Genomic DNA, 18894 nt, shown 5'->3' with positions numbered 1-18894 from the left:
CAAAGATAAGGTTTAATATGCAATTTAATCATTTGATAAAAAATTTAAAAAATCAGGATAAAATTTTAGTTAAAAAAATACCAGATTTAAGACTAGTAGTGAATAAAGTGTTTGCACTTGAGGCAAAATTTATTTACTTAATTGGTGAATTTGGAGCTGGTAAAACTGCTTTTGTAAAAGAATTAGCTAAAACTTTGAATATTGAACAAGAAGTTACTTCTCCTTCATTTAATTTTATGTTTTCATATGATAAACTAGTTCATATTGATCTTGATAATTACAATTCTGATTTATCTGAATTTGAAGATTATTTTGAAGATAAATACGTCGTTATCGAATGAGCTAATAAACTAAAATTTCTATATTCAAATTCATTAGTAATTTACATAAAAATCCTTGAAAATGAAGAAAGAGAGTTCAATCTTTATTGATAAATATGAAAATATTTCTTGACACTACATCTGATTTTTTTGCTCTTATTTTATTTAACTCAGATTTTGGTTTTGTTGATAAACAAATTATAAAAGTTTCAAAAAAAGTAGAATTATTAGCTGATGAAGTAGAGCAAATACTACAAAAACACAAGCTAAATATTAAAGATATTAAAGATTTTTACTTAAATTTAGGCCCTGGATATTTCACAGGTTGTAGAATTTCTTTAGTTTATGTAAGAACTATTTCTCAACTAACAAAAGCAAATATTTGAACCACAAACATATTTGCTCTTTTGTCATTTACAAAGAAAAAAGAAGCAAATTATTACATTAATTCTTCAGGTTTACACTTTTTTAGTGCAAAAGCTAAACAAGGACAATTACTATCTCAAGTCTCACAAGTTTTAAAAGATAACAAAGAAGTCAATCAAATAGATTATGAATGAATTTGTAATAATTTTGAACTAATTACAAACATTTTCAAACAAGAAACTAATATATTATCAATTCATCCTTTTTATGCAAAAGATCCTAGTGGAGTACAAAACTAAAATCTAGCAAGCTTACCTTTGATTATTAATTATTTACTTTGTATAACTTCATTATTTGCTTGTTTTTGCTTTGTTTTTGTTCATTTTCTTTTTTAGGTGTTTTAAAAAAAATAAAAAAATAACACTGATAAGATCAGTGTTATATACAAATTTTTAAAAATTATTTAAAAGCACTTGCGTCAAAAATTACTTTGTCTTTGTCTGTTATCACAACATCTTCTTTTTTGATTGGATTTTCTGAAAAAGCTTCTTCATTTATAGTTAATTGGTTTATGAATTCTGTAGGTAGTTTAATTGAAGAAATTTTGTTCTTTTTAAAAGCTGCTTTTGCAATAGAAGTTAAATTTTTTGCTTTTTCTAAATCTAAATTAGTTAATTGATTATTAAAAAATGCACCAACTCCTATTTTTGATAATTCCACATTGGATTGTGGAATTGCAAAAGAGATTTTTTGAATATTTGAACTTGCAAAAGCTTCATCTTCTATAGATTGTAGGCTATTTGGTAAGACTAAAGAAGAAATTTGATTATTTTTAAATGCTTGTTTTTTAATTGTGGTCAGTGCAGTAGCTTTTGAAAAATCAAGTTCAAGTTTTCTTTGTTGTTCATTATAAATCGCTGGATCTAAGAAAAAAGCTCTTTTTTCTATAGTTTTTAAGCTTGCAGGGAAAATAATTTTGGATAAATAATAAACAACAGAAATATTTTTTTGATCTCCTGTTCCTGCTTTAGTGTATGTTCTTGATTCAGCACTATAAAAAGCATTTTCAGGAATTTCTGTTAAATTAGTAGAGGATAAATCTAAAGTAAAAGAAAAATAATTAGTTTTTGTGTTGTTAGGTCCATTTATTTCAATAGTTGGATTAATTTTTACATATTTGTCTATATTAGCTTGATCTCCACTTAAAAATTGAGAAGAAAAACTTGCTGTTGAACCACAGGAAATGAGAGTTATTATTGGAGTTGTAATTACTAATGTACTTAATAAGTATTTTACTTGTTTTTTCATAGTCATATTATTTTACTAAAAATAAACAAAAAGCCTTAAGATTAATTTAAATTTCTTCATATTTTTAATAATTTTTTAGAAGATTTACTTTATAAAATATAATTTTGACTTTAAAGGAAAAAACATGATAATTTCAATTTTAGCCATGGGCAAAAATAATTTAATAGGAAAAGGCGATGATTTACCTTGGTATGTAAAAGAAGACTTTGATTTTTATAGAGAACAAACAAAACATCATGATATTTTAGTAGGAAAAAATACTTTCTTTACTTTACCAAAATCACTTCAAAAATGAAGCAAAATTTATATTGTTAGTGATGATAAAAATTTTAATTACGAAAATGAAAATGTGAAAACAATAAATAATTTTTCTAATCTAATTAAAGAATATCAAAATCATCCTAGTAAACATTTGTTTGTTTCAGGAGGATATACTTTGTACAAAAGCATTATAAATGAGTGTGATCAATTAATAATTTCCTTTATCAAGGGAGAACACTCTGGTGATATTTTTTTAAATGAACTAAAATGAGAAAAATTTGAAGAAATTTCTTCAAAAGATAAAGGAAAATTTATAGTAAAAAAATATAAAAAGACAAAGTAATTTGATAAAATTTTTTTTGGTTTAAAAAAATATTTAAAAAAATGGAGGAATTATGAACTTAAAAAGCAAATTAAGAAGCTTTTTAGGTGCTACTGCACTTGTGTTGCCAGTAGCATTTTTTGCTTCTTGCCAAACAAGATTTGATCAAGTAAATGACCATAAATTAGTGATTGCTCACACTTTTAATAGTAGAGAAGGAAGGTTTTTAGCATTAGATCAAATTGTTAAGCTTTGAAATGAAAGTGAAAAAGTTAAAAACAAAGAAGAAGGATTTTATCCAATAACACTAAATCGACAATTTGCGCAAACTTATGCAGAACAAGGTAATGCTTTAGAGTTAAAATTAAAAGCAAAAAACGCTAACCAATTAGTTAATTTAATTTTTGGTTATCCTACTTTAGCTGCTGTTGCATCCCAATATGATATGAGTTTAAAATATTCAGATTTTCCAAGTTTGCAAAATGCAATAAAAACAACTTTTCCACCTGAATTTCTTCAAGAAAGCAAAGAAATTGCAGGATTAAATCCAAAGGAATATTGAATAATTCCTAGTTTAAAATCTTCAAGAACATTACTAGTTAATGGACCTGTTTTGAATTATGTAGTTCAACAAGCTACAACACAAGGTACTAAAAAAGCAACAATAAAACAAGAAGATAAAATTTGATTTGAAAATTTAGATAAAGAAAAAACTGACACCGAATATATTAAAAAAGTATGAGGTGATTATGTTCCAATTCCACTTGAACAAGGTGGTTTAGAAGGTTATGAATTTTCTAAAAGTAGTTTAGAAAATTATCAAGATTTTTTTGATTTAATTTCTAGAATTAGAAAATCATTTCCTAACAATTTTGAAGAATCTAAAAACAAAAATAAAGACAAAAAATTCATTATTGGAGTTGATGATATAGGAAATTCACTTTATTCTATAGCTTTTGCAAATGCAAATGCTGATTTTAGTAAATTTTTATTTAGTTTAGAAAAAAAACCAAATGCAAAAAATGATTCAGATACAGTTATAAAATATGCAACATTTTTAGACGATAAAATATCACCAAGATACCAAACTGCTCTTAAAACTTTTAATCAAATAGATAAATTATTAAAAGAAGATGCTATCTATTTTTATGGATTAGTCCAAGGAAATCCTCCTTCTAATACTTATTTAAATGATCATCATATGCTATTTGCAATAACAACAACTTCAAATTACAAAAACAGATTTGCAACTCCACTAGACAGAATTGACATTTTAGAATTTCTAAAAGATCCTGTCACCCAAAAAGAATTATTAAAAACAAGAATTAAAAATTCATTAGATGTAAGTTCAACACCTGTTTATGCTGCATTTTCACCTACTAAAGAAGAAGCTGAGCATGGAATATTGTTTAAATTTACTTCAATAAATAACAAATCCAGTGTTCCAACAGGAAGTTGATGAACATACAACAGCAACAATACTCAAACAAATTATATGCTTAAATTCAAAAGCTATGCTGTTAAACAATCAAATAACAAATTATCAGTTGAAACTTGAGATGCAAATCCTACTTCAGCTCAAGTTAGAGAACTGGATTCAAATACAGAATTTTTAAATTTAATTAATTCTTTAAATAAACCAAATGCTTCAAAAAATGAAGCAAAAAATACTCAATGAAAAGCTTATTTCTTCAACAAACCTGAGAGTTTTAAAAAAGAAATTCCAACCGAATTTAAAGCATTTAATAACTTAAATTTACTTGATTCAAGTGCTACAACTTTGGAATGAATTAATATAGATAAAACAGTGGTTTATAAAAAATTAGATGCTGATAAATCTTTAAACGAAGATGAAATTCATTTCCTAATTGAACCAAATAAAAAAGATATAAATAGTACAAAAAAATTAGTTACTTTCCAAGGTCCTGGTTTGATTGGAATTCATGCAAATAAAGAAGAAGATTTAGCAACTGCTAATTTCTTAAAATGATTTATTAGTGAAAAACAAAGCTTTAAATATAAAGAAAAAGAAGGTGAACCAGAAAAAACTTTCCAAGGAACAGCAAATGAATATCTTGGATTTAGAGGAAATTATTTAGCACCAACTAATGATAATTTAAGTAGTAATCCAGATGATTCATCAAAATTCCCACAAAATAGATTATTTAAATTACTCTTTAATACTTTCCAAAATGTTAAACTCCATCCAGAAGAAAATGTTGTATTTTCTGAACCAGCTGGTAGTTTATCAGGAGAATTAAGAACAAATATTACAAAAGCATTTATTAGTTATTCAAACCAAATAAAATCTTCACCAAATACACCACATAATTACGAGACTTTTGTAAAAAATCTTAAAGACTTATTTTCTCCTAAAAAAATTAAATAATTTTTTAGCAGTATCAATTTCTTAATCAAAAAAAGTTTCATTTTTGAAAAATAATATATAATAAACGTATGATAAGTACAAAACTCAATAAAAGCCTTTATTTTGTTTTCAAAAAAGCTTTTACTGAGTTTTTTTATTTAAAAAATGAGGAAAGTATGAAGAAATCTTTTATTAACAAAACTAAAAAAATTATATTAGCAACATTAGCTCTTTCACCAGTTTTAGCTTTAATATCTTGTGGTGATACCAGATTTGATCAAAAAGATGATAATTTAATTAAATTGGGTTATTCTTTTTCTTCTGCAGGAAGAGAAGCAAAAGCAATTAATCAAATTATTTCCAAATGAAATTCATTTGACACTGATGCAACTAGAAAAGCAAGTTTTCCAAATTATCTCAAAGCTACTCAAGCAGAATTTCAAAATGGTTACGGCGGAGCAGCTCAAACTATCTCACAAAAACTAAAAGCCAAAGATCAAACATCTTTAGTAAATTTAATTTTTAATTATGACTCTGTTTTAGCAACTATTAATTCTTACAATATGACACTACCATTCGTTTTAGATAGAGATAATAGTTCCAAAAACACAGAAGATCAAAATAAAATTAACAATTTTTTAAAACAAAATATATCAGATATTTTTTTAAAAAACAATACTTATATTCCAGGAATAACAACAAACGGAATTTACTCTATTCCAATGGGTAAATCTTCTGAATTACTAAGTATTGATGGAATTCTTTTAGGTTTTATTATTAATGAAGCTACTAAAGCAAGTCCAACTCCTGCAACTATCAAATCAGAAGATGCTGAATTCTTTAAAAAATATCAAGATATGGCAAAAGATGAGAAAAAAGCAGACGATATTACTCAAATTAAGAAAAATTGAAAAGAATATAAACATTTTAGTAAAGAAGAAGGTGGATTGGGAGGTTACGAATTTTCTAAAGCAGCTTTTTCAAATTACACAGATTTAATTGATTTAGCAAGAAGAGTTAAAAAATCATTCCCTCAAGCAAAAGAAGAAAATAATCCTTTAAATAGTGCTGCAAATGTTATGGGAATTGATTCGATTGCAAACACAGTATTTGTTTTATCTTCTTCAATAAGTGAAGGTAACAAAGAAAATGAAGTTGTATCAGTAACTGATAAAAAAGCAAACTTTACAAAATATAGAGATAAAAATTCCAATAGTTACAAAAATTTCAAACAAATTTGAGATTTACTATATCCAGGAATAGAAGATGAAACAATTTTAATTACAGAAAAAGGTCAATATTCTTCAGACTTTTTAAAAAATCACCAACTACTTTTTTTCACTGGTTCAACTGCAGGTTATTCACATAGCTTTGTTGAAGATAGTTCAGCAAAAAACAACAAAGTTTTCCAACTAGAAACAACTTTAAAAACAACAGATAACAAAGATAAAAAAATAGTTAAAAATGTAGATACAAGATATACTTATGAATTATTAAAAACATCTACTCGACCTCAAGAAAAAGCAATAGCTTATGTAAAAGATTTAACAAAAAGAAATGTTTTACCAATTTACTTAAATTCTGATTTACCAACTAAACCTGTAAAAAATTCTTTAAAAGTAGATGACGAAGCAGGGACCAAAATTAAAGAACTTTTAGAAACAGACAAATCTTATTGAATTAGTTCAGATAAATCTTTTGCTGATTTTGTAACTTCAAATAATATTGGTAATGATGTGATTTTAAAAGCAGGAAATCAAATAGCTGGAAGAAACTCTTTTAGTCTTTTCTTTATAAATAAAGCTTCCAATAAATTAATTGAAAAAACTTCTTCAAGCCAATTAAATGAGGATGAATTAATTTCTTTAGAATCTCCAAAAAAATTTTCTTCTAAAAATAAAAAATTTGTTGTTCCTTTACAAGGTCCTAATTTAATTGGTATTCATGCTTCAGATAAAGAAGATAAAGCAACTGTTGAGTTTGTAAATTGATTATTAAGATCTAAAGAAGATTGAGATGCTAATCATAAACAATTAACTCCATATGAATTTTTCAAAGTTTCAACTAATTACATTAATTTAACAAATTCATCACTTTCAGAAACAAATCCAAAATTAACTAGAGGTGCTAAAACTGCATTTGATGTTCTTAAAAAAGCAAAAGATGATCCAAACAATTTTATAATTCAAGAAGATGCTGTTGATGCAAAATCAAGTCCATTTAGAGAATCATTAGTAACTACCTTTAATGCAGTGGTTAATAAAAATTCAAGTTCATCAAATAAAACAGTTACTTTTGATCAATTTTTAGAGCTACTAAAACAAAATTTGGGTCCATTATTTAAAAAATAGTTAATAATGAAAACAAATTTTAAATATAAAAAATCCTTCTTTTTTCTTCCTATAATCTCTTTTTTACCCACTATTGTTTTAGTCTCTTGTGGTGATAATTTAAATTTTGCTCAACAAACCATTAAACACATTGATTCTCAATCAAATGCTTCAACACCTAAAATTGGTTTTAGATTAGATACTTTTGAAAAATCTCCTCTAGAAGATATTGAAAATCCACAAAGTCAATATTTTAAAGAAATATCCAAATTTTTAAATCACTCATATGTATGAACACAAGAAGATAAAAAAAGATACGATGGATTAGCATATTCACTTCCTTCAAAAGAAAAAGGTTTTACAGCTTTGGCTGCAACAATAGTAAAATGAAACGATGGTGATACACCAACAATAGCTTTAAACCAAACAGGCTGAGATAAACAAATTAATGTTAGAATTAAAGACGTTGATACTCCTGAAAAAGGTAAAAAAGAAGGAAATCAATATGTTGAAACTCAAGGTTTAGAGCATAAATTTGCTACAGATGCTACAAACTTTGCGCAAAAATTAATTCCTGTTGGCTCAAAAGTTACTTTCCTATTTTCTGGTGAAGTTAAAAAATCATATGAAAGATATGTTGGAACAATTTTAATAGGACATGATGGCATATACAGAAATTATTCAGTTGAAGCAAATCAAGCAGGTTTTTCAGTTACAACAGGAGATTACAAAAGTGTAATTTCAGAACAAGCCACAAAATATTATTGAGGTTTAGCACAATCTGCTGTCATAGAAAACGCAATTAACAAAAAGTTTGGATTTTATAAATTATTAAATTCAGATGTATCTACAAAATCTATTTTAAATATGATGTCAACTGTATTTGTGACAAGAGGAACAGGTAATCTTTTAAATTTTTTAAAAACACCAGAAACTGAAAATGAAAATATAATAGATTATTATAACTGAGCAAAGACTCAACCTTAATTTCTTAGTTTTAGAGAGAAGTTTATTATGCAAGTTAACCAAGAAAAAATTAATTTTATTAAAGAAACAAAAGAAAAAACAGACAAGTGATTTAAGACTCAAGAAGATAATTGAGCTATAGAAATAAAGGAATTAACAATAGATTTTGGTGAAACTTTAGCAGTTGACAAAATTAACTTAAAAATCAAAAAAGGGATTTTATTAACATTATTAGGACCATCTGGATCGGGGAAAACCACAATTTTAAATGCAATAGCAGGACTTATTACACCAACCTCAGGAGAAATATTTTTTGAAGGTCTAGATGTTACTAAAAGTACTCCACAAGATAGAAAATTAGGTCTAGTTTTTCAAAATTATGCACTTTATCCTCATTTAAATGTTTATGACAATATTGCTTTTCCACTAACAAATGATAGTGCTTGAAAACAAAAAACAAGAGAAAAATCTTTATATGCAAGACATCAAGCCAATATTGTTGTTTTAAAAGCTAATGGTTGCACTAGTGAAGAAATTCAAGAATACAATAAGCTAATTTTGAATCATTTTGATGTTTACAAAAAAGTTGAAAAACATTATAACAACTCAAAATCTAATCTTTATAAACTTTTATTTGAGCTTAATAATAAAAGACAATTAATCGAACTTTATAAAGAAGCAGAAATTAAAAAATTAAATGAAAAAACCATTAAAAAATTAGCAGAAATTAAACAACAAAAATACACTAATTTCTTAAAAACTAAAATTCAAAATAAGTTTCCTTTTTCTTCATTTTTGAATAGACTTGAATTTTCATTTCGCGAATTTTTAACTGGTTTAAAATTAATAAATATAAAGAGAAAAGAAGCAAAAAAAGAAATAATAAATTTTGAATCAATCACAAATACTCAAGATCTTCAAAATTATTTTTCTTTCAATCTTAAAAAAATAAAAACTGATTTTAAACAACAAAAAAAGACATTATTGCTTCAAATTAAAGCTGAAAAACAAAGAATTAAAAAATCTTCTGAATTAATTGAATTAAAACAAACTAAAAAAAATATTCAAAAAAGTAAAGAAATAACTTTAAATCTTTATTTAGAATACGAAAAAAACCTAATTCAAAAATTTTCGTTAAATTTGGATAAATTATCACCAGCTCAAAAAGAGGAATATGAAAAGTTCAAAGCAGAAGATATTTCTTTAAAAACAGCAATTAATAATGAAATATTAAAAACAGCAGAAAAAGTAGAAATTACAAAAAATTTACATAAAAAACCAACAAAACTTTCTGGTGGTCAACAACAAAGAGTTGCAATTGCACGAGGAATTGTTAGACAACCACAAATTTTGTTAATGGATGAACCACTTTCTAATTTAGATGCTAAACTAAGAGTTCAAACAAGACAATGAATTAAAAAAATTCAATCTGAAATAGGAATAACAACAGTTTTTGTAACTCATGATCAAGAAGAAGCAATGTCAATATCAGATGTTATTGTCTGTATGTCTACAGGAAAAATTCAACAAATAGGTTCTCCTTTAGAACTTTATAATTATCCAAAAAATGAGTTCGTTGCAAAATTTTTAGGTGTTCCTGAAATGTCAATTTTTACAGCAGATTTAACTGATATAAAATTTTCATTTTTAGTGGATATTCTTGCAAAAAGAAGCATAGTTTACAAACAAAACAAAATCAGAGTTGGAATCCGAGCGGAAGATTTGATTGAAACTCAACAAGATAAGTATATGTTTAAAGCAACAATAGATTCTGTTGAATATTTAGGAAAAGAAATTCTAGCCAAAGTTGTTGTTGATAATGTAGAAACATTTAATATTTTCTTGAAAAATAAAGAAAACTATAAAAAAAATGAGGAAATTTTCTTCAATTTTTCCAGTTCTAAACTTCATCTTTTTGATATTGAAACAAGAGAGAGGTTATAATGAATTTGTGATACAAGTTGCGTTTAAAATTGTTAAAAAAACAAACACATTTTGAGCTTGGAATCCTTTATAAGCAACAAAAATTTTGAAAACCATTTTTGTTATTGCTTCCTTCAATTTTAATAATTTTACTTTTTACTTTACTTCCTTTTATCTATGCTGTTAAAGAATCAGTGATATTAAATGAAGATGAAAATAACAAGTCTTTAGTTCACTTTGGATTTTCAGCTTTTAGTGATGTTTTAGAAGATCCATTTTTTCAATTAGGAATAAGGAATTCAACAATTTTTGCTATTGTTTCTCTTCCAATTACTTTAATGATTTCGCTTTTAATTTCTTCAACAATTGCAAGTATTTATCGTAAATGGGTAAGAGGTTTTTGACAAACAATTTTCTTCTTACCATATGTCACATCAGGAATTGCTGTTTCTTTAGCTTTTTCTTATGTTTTTGCAACAGAAGGTGGATTTGTAAATAATTTATTCAATAGTAAAACAAGATGACTAAATAGTGGAGATGCAAATTCGTTTTATGCATTAGTAGTTATATTGTTTTCAGGAATTTGACGTTCACTTGCTTTTCAAGTTTTAATTTTAACAACTGCAATGTTATCTGTAAATCCAACATTGTATAAAGCAGCTTCAATTGATGGGGCTAGTTCATTTAAGCAATTTTTTAAAATAACACTTCCTTCAGTATCTAGAACAATTAATTTTTTAATAACAATGGGAATAATCGGAGGTATCAAAGTCTTTCCAATTGGTATTTTTTCTGATGCAGATATTGCCCAAAGTAATGGTGGTTCAACAATTTTACTTTATATTTACAAGCAAGTTAGAAGCTCAAACTTCACATTCGCTGGAGTTTCCACAATTTACTTGTTTATTTATGGTTTAGCTCTTTCAATTGTGCTCAAAAAAGGAATAAACACAATTTTATTGATCATATGAAAATTAGGAGAAAGAAATGTACGGAACAAAATTAAAGCTTCTCATTTTCTTAAGAAATAAGTTAGCAATTTTAAAAACTAGAAGAGCAGCAGAGTTAATTTCTTCACAAGTAAAAGAAACCTCAATATGAAAAAATGTTGCTTCTTTTATATTTAAATTTGTAGTTTTATTTATTTTTGGTATCTTCATCATTTTTCCTTTTTATTTTATGATAACTTATGCACTAGCTCCCAAAGAGCAAGTTATTGATTCAAGAGTTCAAATTTATTATCCACGCTCTTTAGAATGAAGTAATTTTTCTGCAGCTTTTCAAGAAGGTTATGGTCAAGCTTTAGGTTGAACAATTTTAATCACTTTAATTTCAGTAATTGGAAAAATTTTCTTTTCAATGACATTTGGTTATGCTTTTTCACTTAAAAAGTGAAAATACAAAAAAACTTCTTGATTAATCTTTTTATCCATTTTATTATTACCAGAAACAGCTTTATTAATTGGTCAATATCGTGTTGTTATTATTTTATTTTGAAATGAGCAACCAGGTACCATTTTAGCTTTAGTTGCACCTTTTGCAGCATCAGTTTTTTCTGGATTTATGTTTAGAAATGCATTTGAAGAAATCTCAGATCGAATTAAAGAAGCAGCTATGGTAGATGGATGTTCAAATATTTCCTTCTTTTTCAAGGTAGCTATACCACTTGTTAGTCCAACAATTTGAACAGTGGGTATTCTTACAGCTTTTGCAGCTTGAAATGGATTATTATGACCACTATTGATTTTAGAAGGAAATTCTAATATTAAAGTTATTAATATTTGATTACTAGATGTGGGTAGAAATCCAGCAGAAGATGAGGGTCAAATTCCATTTTTAAAAAATATTAGAATGGCCGGAGCTATTTTAGCAATTCTGCCGATGTTTATAATCTATTTTGGATTTAGAAAAAGAATTTTAAATGCTATTTCAAAACAAGGTTCAACAATTAAAGGATAATTATGAATTTTGAATATTATTTAAACAATTTAAAACTCAAACTACGTAAACAAAATCAAACTTCTATAGCCAAAATTAATTTAAAAACTTTGTGAAAATATTTTGCAGTCGGATTAGTGATTTGTGTTGGTCTAGCTCTTGTCATATCAGCTATTTATGGACTAATTTCTGTCTTTATTTCTATAGGTCAAACAGGTACAATCTAAGAATAATTAATTTTTGTGTTTGTAAAAACTTAAAATTTGTTATTATTAAATATTAACAATAATTGGAGTTATATGGACAAAAAAATTAATATTGCTATTGATGGACCTTCAGGTGCTGGAAAGTCATCTATAGCTCAAACAATCGCAAAAAAATATAATTATTTATTTGTAAATACTGGTTCATTGTATAGAGTCATTGCTTATTTTTGTTATAAAAATGAAGTAAAAATTGATAATGAGAAATCAATTTTGAAACACTGGAATAATTCTTTATTACAACTTTTAGAAGATGGTTCTATTTTACTAGAAAAGCAAAAAGTAGATGATGAATTAAGATTAGATATTATTTCTAAAAATGCTTCATTAATAGCGAAGTTTCCAAAAATAAGAGAGTTAATTGTTGATATTTTAAAAGATTTTCAACAAAATTACAAAGGAATAATAATGGAAGGTAGGGACACTACTTTTGTTGTTATGCCTCAAGCAGAATTAAAAATTTTTCTATGAGCTGATTCAAATGTGAGAGCTAAAAGAAGAGTTGAACAAAACAAAGAACTTAATTTAGAAACCAATTTTCAAAGTATTTTAGAAGAAATTGAAAAACGAGATCAAAATGATATGAATCGAAAAGTTAATCCTCTTCATAAAACAGAAGATTCAATTTTTATTGATTCAACAAATTTAACTTTTGATCAAGTAGTAAGTCAAATTTGTAAACTTGTAGAACAGAAATTACTATAAAATGAAGAACATTGTTGCTCTAATTGGTAAACCAAATGTAGGAAAATCTACATTATTTAACAAATTAGTAGGAAAAAAGGTTTCAATAATTCACGATAGCCCTGGCGTTACTCGAGATAGAATTTATTCAAAAGTTGAATGAGCAGGAAAGGAATTTTATCTCATAGACACAGGCGGAATTGAAATAGAAAACAAATCATTTCAAGAACAAATTAGAATTCAAACTCAAATAGCAATAGAAGAAGCAAATTTAATTATTTTTTTAGTAGATGGTAGAGTTGAAATAGATTCAGATGATCATTTTGTTATAGATTTGCTTCGAAAATCAAGCAAAAAAGTTTTAATCGCAGCTAATAAACTAGAAGGAAACAAATTTTTTGATACTTCAATTTATTCACTAGGTTTTGAACATATTTTTCCAATTTCAGCTATTCATGGAGAAGGAGTTGGTGATTTATTAGATGAAACAATTAGAAGTTTAGATTTTACAAAAGAGAAAGAAAATGAAGCATTTAGGTTGGCAATTATAGGAAAACCAAACGCTGGAAAATCTACTTTATTAAATAAATTAGCAAATGAAAATCGCTCCATTGTTTCTCCAATAGCAGGAACAACACGTGATTCAGTTTCTAGTTTTATTAAAATTGACAAAATAGATTTTGAAATTATAGATACTGCTGGAATTATTAGAAAATCCAAAATTGCCCAATCTGTAGATTTTTATGCACTTTTAAGAGCTTTTAATTCACTAGATGATGCTCAATTATCTTTGATTTTAATAGATGCTACACAAGAATTATCACATTTTGATGCTCGTTTAGCAGGTTATGCTTTTGAAAAACAAAAACCAATAATTTTAGTAGTAAATAAATGAGATTTAATTGAAAAAGAAACAAACACTCAGCACATTTTTATGAAGAAAATGAAGCAAAATTACAAGTTTTTAGACTGAGCTCCAATTTGTTTTATTTCAGCACAAACAGGAAGTAGAATTTCTAAATTAAGAGAAACAATTTTAGAAGTCAAGAATAATTTAGATAAAAAAGTTTCTACTAATGCCCTTAATCAATTCATTTTAGATATTCAAATGTTACAACCTCCACCAAGTGTTCGTGGAAAAAAATTAAATATTAAATTTGCTCAACAAATTCAAGCAAATATTCCTATTTTTTTATTTTTTGTTAATGATAAAAATTTAATTCATTTTTCTTATCAAAGATATATTGAAAATCAATTTAGAAACTATTTTGGTTTTTCAGGTTGTCCAATTAAAATAATTTATAAAAATAAAAAAGAAAAATAAAGAAAATAAAGTAAAATATAAATAATTTATTAACCCAAACAAAGCAAAGGAAATCATTATGAACAAAAAAGAATTATTAGACTTAATAGTAGATGAAACTCAACTTACACATAAAGACACTGAAGCAGTTTTGAACTCATTTTTTGATATTGTAACAAGCCAAATTAAAAGAGGGGATAAGGTTGTAATTGCAGGATTTGGAACATTCCAAGGTGTTTTTAAAGAACAAAGTACAGCAATTAATCCTATAACAAAATCTGAAGTTAATATTCCTGCCAAAATGGTTGCAAAATTTAAACCTTCTAAAAATCTAAAAGATATGTTGAAATAAAAGTTGTTAAAATGGCAAAATTTAAAAAAGAAGCAAAAGAGTACTTCATCGAAGATACTAATATTCAAACACATCCAATTAAATTAGATGTTGAAGGTCAAGAACCAAAAGAAAACATTATCTTTTATAAGAGATTTTTAAGATTTAAAGAAAGACACAAAGCAGAAAGAGTTGCACTGTTCTTTTTGTTAGTTTCTATAATCGTGATTGCAATCGTGGTTATTGTTTGAGCTATCATTTGATCACAACAAGATATTCACAATGATTCAATCCGTCCAGTAGCTGAAATTCATTATAAAGCCAACGCTAATCAACAATCCTTAATCTCCACTGTTCAATCATCCACATTTTTTACACCAATTAACAAATAATTATGGATGTCAAAAAGATTCGAAATTTTTCTATCATAGCTCATATCGATCATGGTAAGTCAACTTTAGCAGATCGTATTTTAGAATTGACTAATGCAGTTGAAAAAAGAGAACTTCAAGCCCAACACTTAGATTCTATGGATCTTGAAAAAGAACGTGGAATAACTATAAAACTCAACGCAGTTCAACTTCATTATAAAGACTATATTTTTCATTTAATTGATACTCCAGGTCATGTGGATTTTACTTATGAAGTTTCACGTTCATTAGCTGCTACTGAAGGTGCTTTATTACTAGTGGATGCAACTCAAGGAATTGAAGCTCAAACACTTGCTAATGTTTATCTAGCGATAGAAAATAATTTAGAAATAATTACAATAATAAACAAAATAGATTTGCCAGCAGCTGATGTTGACAGAGTTAAAGAAGAAATAGAAAATGCTATTGGTATTCCAACAGATGATGCGATTTTAATTTCTGCTAAAAATGGTACAAATATTGAAGCTGTTTTAGAAGCAATTATTAATAAAATTCCAGCTCCAAAAGTGGTTGAAAATGAAAAAGAATTAAAAGCTCTAGTTTTTGATTCTTATTTTGATATTTACAGAGGAGTAATTATTTTAGTAAGAATTGTTTCAGGTTCTATTAAAGTGGGTGACGAATTTAAGTTCATGGCAAATGGTAAGAAGTTTGGTGTGATTGAATTAGGGGTAAGAACTCCAAAAGAGCTTAAAAAAGAAGAGCTTGTTGCAGGTGAAGTGGGTTGAATTGCAGCTTCAATTAGAAACGCAAAGGATGTTTCTGTTGGTGATACTATTACTTTAGTTGCAAATCCAGCAAAAGCAGCACTTCCTGGTTATAAAAAATTAAAGCCCGTAGTTTATACAGGGTTTTATCCTGTTGATTCACAAGATTATAATTTACTAAAAGATTCATTAGAAAAAATTTCGCTTTCAGATTCTTCAATTAGTTACGAACCTGAGTCTTCAAAAGCTTTAGGATTTGGTTTTAGAATTGGATTTTTGGGTCTTTTACATATGGAGATTTTACAAGAAAGACTCGAACGAGAATTTAATTTATCAATAGTTGCAACTGCTCCTTCAGTAGAATTTAGAATTACAAAAACTAATAAAGAAGTTGTTTCTATTTCAAATCCAAGTTTTTTCCCTGAACCAACACAAATTGAAAAAATAGAAGAACCTTATATAAGAGCAACAATTTTTGTTCCTGAAGAATATTTAGGTTCGATAATGGGTTTGTGTCAAGATAAAAGAGGGGTTTATGAATCCTTAGAATATATAGACAAATCAAGAAGAAAATTAGTTTATATTCTGCCTTTATCTGAAATCATTTTTGATTTTTTTGACAAATTAAAATCAATGTCAAAAGGTTATGGTTCTTTTGAATACGAAGTAATTGGTTATCAAGAATCAAATCTAATTAAACTTGATATTTTATTAAATGGTCAAAAAGTAGATGCACTTTCAATTATTGTTCATAAAGATTTTGCTTATAAAAAAGGAAGAGAATTAACTGAAAAATTAAAAGAAACAATTCCTAGACATTCCTTTGAAGTGCCAGTTCAAGCAGTTATTGGTTCAAAAGTAATTGCAAGAGAAACCATCAAAGCATATCGTAAAGATGTTACAGCGAAATTATACGGCGGAGATGTTACTCGTCGTAAAAAACTCTTAGAGAAACAAAAAGCAGGTAAAAAACGGATGAAATCCTTCGGTACAGTAGATGTTCCTCAAGAAGCATTTTTAGCTGTTTTAAAAACAGATACAGATAACAAAAAATAAAATCATATTAATATATGATTTTATTTTTTGTTTAAAGTTAAAGAAAAATTTTTTGTACAATAAACAATGTAAAGGAGTCTAAAATGAAATATTATAAAATTTCAGAAATTGCTAAATTAGAATCTGTGAGTCAAAAATTCATTAGAAAAGAAATAGCTAAAAAAAGTTTGATTTCTACAAAACAAAACAATAAATGTTTAATTTTAGACTCACATTATCAAGATTGAAAATTATCCTATAAAAAAGAAGCTAGTAGTAATAAAAAAATAGGAAAAATTGAAGAAAAAGTTCAGTTCATTGATGTGCTAAAAGAAATGAATAAATTAGATGGTTGAAATTCTAATTATAAAAATGGTTATAAATTTATAGACCTATTTTCAGGCGCAGGTGGATTATCTTGCGGTTTAGTTATGGCAGGTTTTGAACCAATAGCTAGTGTTGAAATTATGCCTGACGCAGTAGAAACTTATGTATATAATTTCCAAAACAGAAAGAAAAAAGAAGAACTTATCGAAACTAGAGATATTAGAGATGTTAAAGTAAAAGAAGAACTTTATAATAAATTTAAAGATACAGATATCGATTTAATAGTAGGAGGATTTCCTTGTCAAGGTTTTTCTATGGCAGGAAATAGAGTAGTTGATGATCCAAGAAATAGTCTATATCTAGAAATGTTAGAAATAGTTAAAAATTTACAACCAAAATTTGTTCTTATGGAAAATGTTCAAGGTTTAAGAACAATGTTAAATGGACAAGTAGAACAAAAAATAATAAATGACTATAAAAATATAGGATATCAGATAAATGTCACCACTTTAAATAGTGCAGATTATGAAGTTGCTCAAACAAGAAAAAGAGTAATTTTTATAGCAAATAAAATTAACAAAATTAATTATTTCCCAAAACCTATATTACAACAAAAAGAATATAAAACTCTTGGTGAATGTATTGAAAAATATATGTATTTAGAAGAAAATAAAGAAATAAATCATATTTTTACAAAACATTCAAAAGAAATGCAAGAAAGAATCAAAAATACTCCTGAAGGACAAAGTGTTTATAAAAACTATTCAGATGGGTGGAAGAAATCTCCTTGAAATGAACCTAGCTGTACAATTAAAGAAAATCATGGTGGTGTAAATATCCATCCAAAATTACCACGAGTTTTAACACCAAGAGAATTAGCAGCTTTGCAATCTTTCCCAGATGACTTTATTTTTAAAGGTTCTAAAAAATGACAACTTGTGCAAATAGGAAATGCTGTTCCTCCGTTACTAGCAAAAGCAATTGGATTTGCGATTAAAAAAAGTTTGGACGAAAAATAATGTACTATAGAAATTTAAAAGTATTACAAAGCAAAGTTGAAAATTATGCAAAACAGATTTTTAAGGTTTATGGCAACGAGTTAGTTTTAAAATTGGAAGATTACAACTTATTAGAAGATGAAAATAATTGCATTGAATCTTCAACAGCTATAGGATTTATAATTGAAGAATTTTTAACAAGCAAACTATCTATTTATACAAAAAATCACAAAGAAAATGAAGTTATTATTCATAAAAAACAGATAAGTACAACTCAATCTAGTTATGACTCATATGCTATATTTAGAAATATTTTTGTTATGTTAAATATTAAAGTAGAAAAACTTAATTCACATAACAATGCTATAGCAGCTTTGAATTTATTGCATAATGACTATGTACAAGAAAATCCTGAACAAATTAAAGCTTACTTAATTTTAAAAATAAATTATAAATTTGGTAAATCTTTAAAAGATCAGCAGAGAAAAATTATTATTAATAACATCTATTCTTTCTTTCTAGAGGAAGTAGATTTTCAACAAGGGCATAAACAAGATCATAGAAATTGAAGTTCAATTTTTAATAAAAATTCAGGAAGATTATTAATATCAAAAAATTTTCCAAAATTAGACCAAAACTCTATAAGTTACCAATTAACTAAAGAATTTTTAATAAATATTATTAAAAAAAACAATAAATAATTTTTTAATTTT

The 18894-nt window shown here is 26.2% G+C and carries 18 protein-coding genes; 17 read left to right on the top strand and 1 reads right to left on the bottom strand.

Annotation, left to right across the window (positions count from 1 at the left end; genetic code table 4):
* The first annotated feature begins 17 nt into the window (after positions 1 to 17).
* Positions 18 to 434: a tRNA (adenosine(37)-N6)-threonylcarbamoyltransferase complex ATPase subunit type 1 TsaE gene (gene tsaE / locus F801_RS0101765; protein ID WP_014335347.1), complete on the top strand. Its 417-nt coding sequence runs from the start codon at positions 18 to 20 to the stop codon at positions 432 to 434.
* 2 nt (positions 435 to 436) lie between these two features.
* Entirely contained in the window at positions 437 to 985 is a 549-nt protein-coding gene (locus tag F801_RS0101760; protein WP_014335348.1) for a hypothetical protein, read from the top strand.
* A gap of 160 nt (positions 986 to 1145) precedes the next feature.
* On the opposite strand, the gene F801_RS0101755 is transcribed toward F801_RS0101760, so the two are convergent.
* A complete protein-coding gene (locus F801_RS0101755; protein WP_013301896.1) occupies positions 1146 to 2000 on the bottom strand; it encodes a leucine-rich repeat domain-containing protein in 855 nt (284 codons plus the stop codon).
* Positions 2001 to 2118: 118 nt separating this feature from the next.
* Here F801_RS0101755 and F801_RS0101750 point away from each other — a divergent pair, with 118 nt between their 5' ends.
* From F801_RS0101750 to F801_RS0101680, 15 genes are all read left to right on the top strand, one after another.
* Positions 2119 to 2598 carry a dihydrofolate reductase gene (locus F801_RS0101750; RefSeq protein WP_013301897.1) on the top strand — a complete coding sequence of 160 codons (480 nt, stop codon included), beginning with the start codon at positions 2119 to 2121 and terminating at the stop codon, positions 2596 to 2598.
* 52 nt (positions 2599 to 2650) lie between these two features.
* A complete protein-coding gene (locus F801_RS0101745; protein WP_014335350.1) occupies positions 2651 to 4966 on the top strand; it encodes a P68 family surface lipoprotein in 2316 nt (771 codons plus the stop codon).
* Between the two features lie 155 nt (positions 4967 to 5121).
* Positions 5122 to 7296 (top strand): P68 family surface lipoprotein, encoded by a 2175-nt coding sequence (locus F801_RS0101740; RefSeq protein ID WP_027332469.1) that lies wholly within the window; start codon positions 5122 to 5124, stop codon positions 7294 to 7296.
* A 6-nt stretch (positions 7297 to 7302) separates the two neighbouring features.
* The gene (locus F801_RS0101735) at positions 7303 to 8262 is read left to right on the top strand and encodes a thermonuclease family protein (protein ID WP_020104554.1); all 960 of its coding nucleotides are present in this window, start codon (positions 7303 to 7305) and stop codon (positions 8260 to 8262) included.
* A 27-nt stretch (positions 8263 to 8289) separates the two neighbouring features.
* On the top strand, positions 8290 to 10185 hold the full coding sequence (locus tag F801_RS0101730) for an ATP-binding cassette domain-containing protein (protein ID WP_014335353.1): 1896 nt from the start codon (positions 8290 to 8292) through the stop codon (positions 10183 to 10185).
* Positions 10185 to 11195: a carbohydrate ABC transporter permease gene (locus F801_RS0101725; RefSeq protein ID WP_027332468.1), complete on the top strand. Its 1011-nt coding sequence runs from the start codon at positions 10185 to 10187 to the stop codon at positions 11193 to 11195. The genes F801_RS0101730 and F801_RS0101725 overlap by 1 nt, the downstream gene beginning before the upstream one ends.
* Positions 11152 to 12123: a carbohydrate ABC transporter permease gene (locus F801_RS0101720; protein ID WP_020104552.1), complete on the top strand. Its 972-nt coding sequence runs from the start codon at positions 11152 to 11154 to the stop codon at positions 12121 to 12123. The genes F801_RS0101725 and F801_RS0101720 overlap by 44 nt, the downstream gene beginning before the upstream one ends.
* 2 nt (positions 12124 to 12125) lie before the next feature.
* Positions 12126 to 12329 carry a hypothetical protein gene (locus tag F801_RS0101715; protein WP_014335355.1) on the top strand — a complete coding sequence of 68 codons (204 nt, stop codon included), beginning with the start codon at positions 12126 to 12128 and terminating at the stop codon, positions 12327 to 12329.
* Positions 12330 to 12401: 72 nt separating this feature from the next.
* Positions 12402 to 13070 carry a (d)CMP kinase gene (cmk, locus tag F801_RS0101710; RefSeq protein ID WP_020104551.1) on the top strand — a complete coding sequence of 223 codons (669 nt, stop codon included), beginning with the start codon at positions 12402 to 12404 and terminating at the stop codon, positions 13068 to 13070.
* A 1-nt stretch (position 13071) separates the two neighbouring features.
* Positions 13072 to 14373, top strand: a complete 1302-nt coding sequence (der, locus tag F801_RS0101705) for a ribosome biogenesis GTPase Der (RefSeq protein ID WP_014335357.1) — start codon at positions 13072 to 13074, stop codon at positions 14371 to 14373.
* A gap of 58 nt (positions 14374 to 14431) precedes the next feature.
* A complete protein-coding gene (locus tag F801_RS0101700; RefSeq protein WP_013301906.1) occupies positions 14432 to 14704 on the top strand; it encodes an HU family DNA-binding protein in 273 nt (90 codons plus the stop codon).
* A gap of 11 nt (positions 14705 to 14715) precedes the next feature.
* On the top strand, positions 14716 to 15075 hold the full coding sequence (locus F801_RS0101695; RefSeq protein WP_014335358.1) for a hypothetical protein: 360 nt from the start codon (positions 14716 to 14718) through the stop codon (positions 15073 to 15075).
* A 2-nt stretch (positions 15076 to 15077) separates the two neighbouring features.
* The gene (gene lepA / locus F801_RS0101690) at positions 15078 to 16877 is read left to right on the top strand and encodes a translation elongation factor 4 (protein ID WP_013301907.1); all 1800 of its coding nucleotides are present in this window, start codon (positions 15078 to 15080) and stop codon (positions 16875 to 16877) included.
* An 83-nt stretch (positions 16878 to 16960) separates the two neighbouring features.
* Entirely contained in the window at positions 16961 to 18202 is a 1242-nt protein-coding gene (locus F801_RS0101685) for a DNA cytosine methyltransferase (protein ID WP_020104550.1), read from the top strand.
* The gene (locus tag F801_RS0101680) at positions 18202 to 18882 is read left to right on the top strand and encodes a UpaP162 family type II restriction enzyme (RefSeq protein ID WP_020104549.1); all 681 of its coding nucleotides are present in this window, start codon (positions 18202 to 18204) and stop codon (positions 18880 to 18882) included. Before F801_RS0101685 ends, F801_RS0101680 begins: the two co-directional genes overlap by 1 nt.
* The last annotated feature ends 12 nt before the right edge of the window (positions 18883 to 18894 follow it).

The sequence above is a fragment of the Mesomycoplasma hyorhinis ATCC 17981 genome (genome assembly GCF_000383515.1).
Lineage (GTDB): Bacteria > Bacillota_I > Bacilli_A > Mycoplasmatales > Metamycoplasmataceae > Mesomycoplasma > Mesomycoplasma hyorhinis.
Note: the sequence above shows the minus strand (reverse complement) of the source record. Positions and strands in the feature narration are given on the sequence as shown.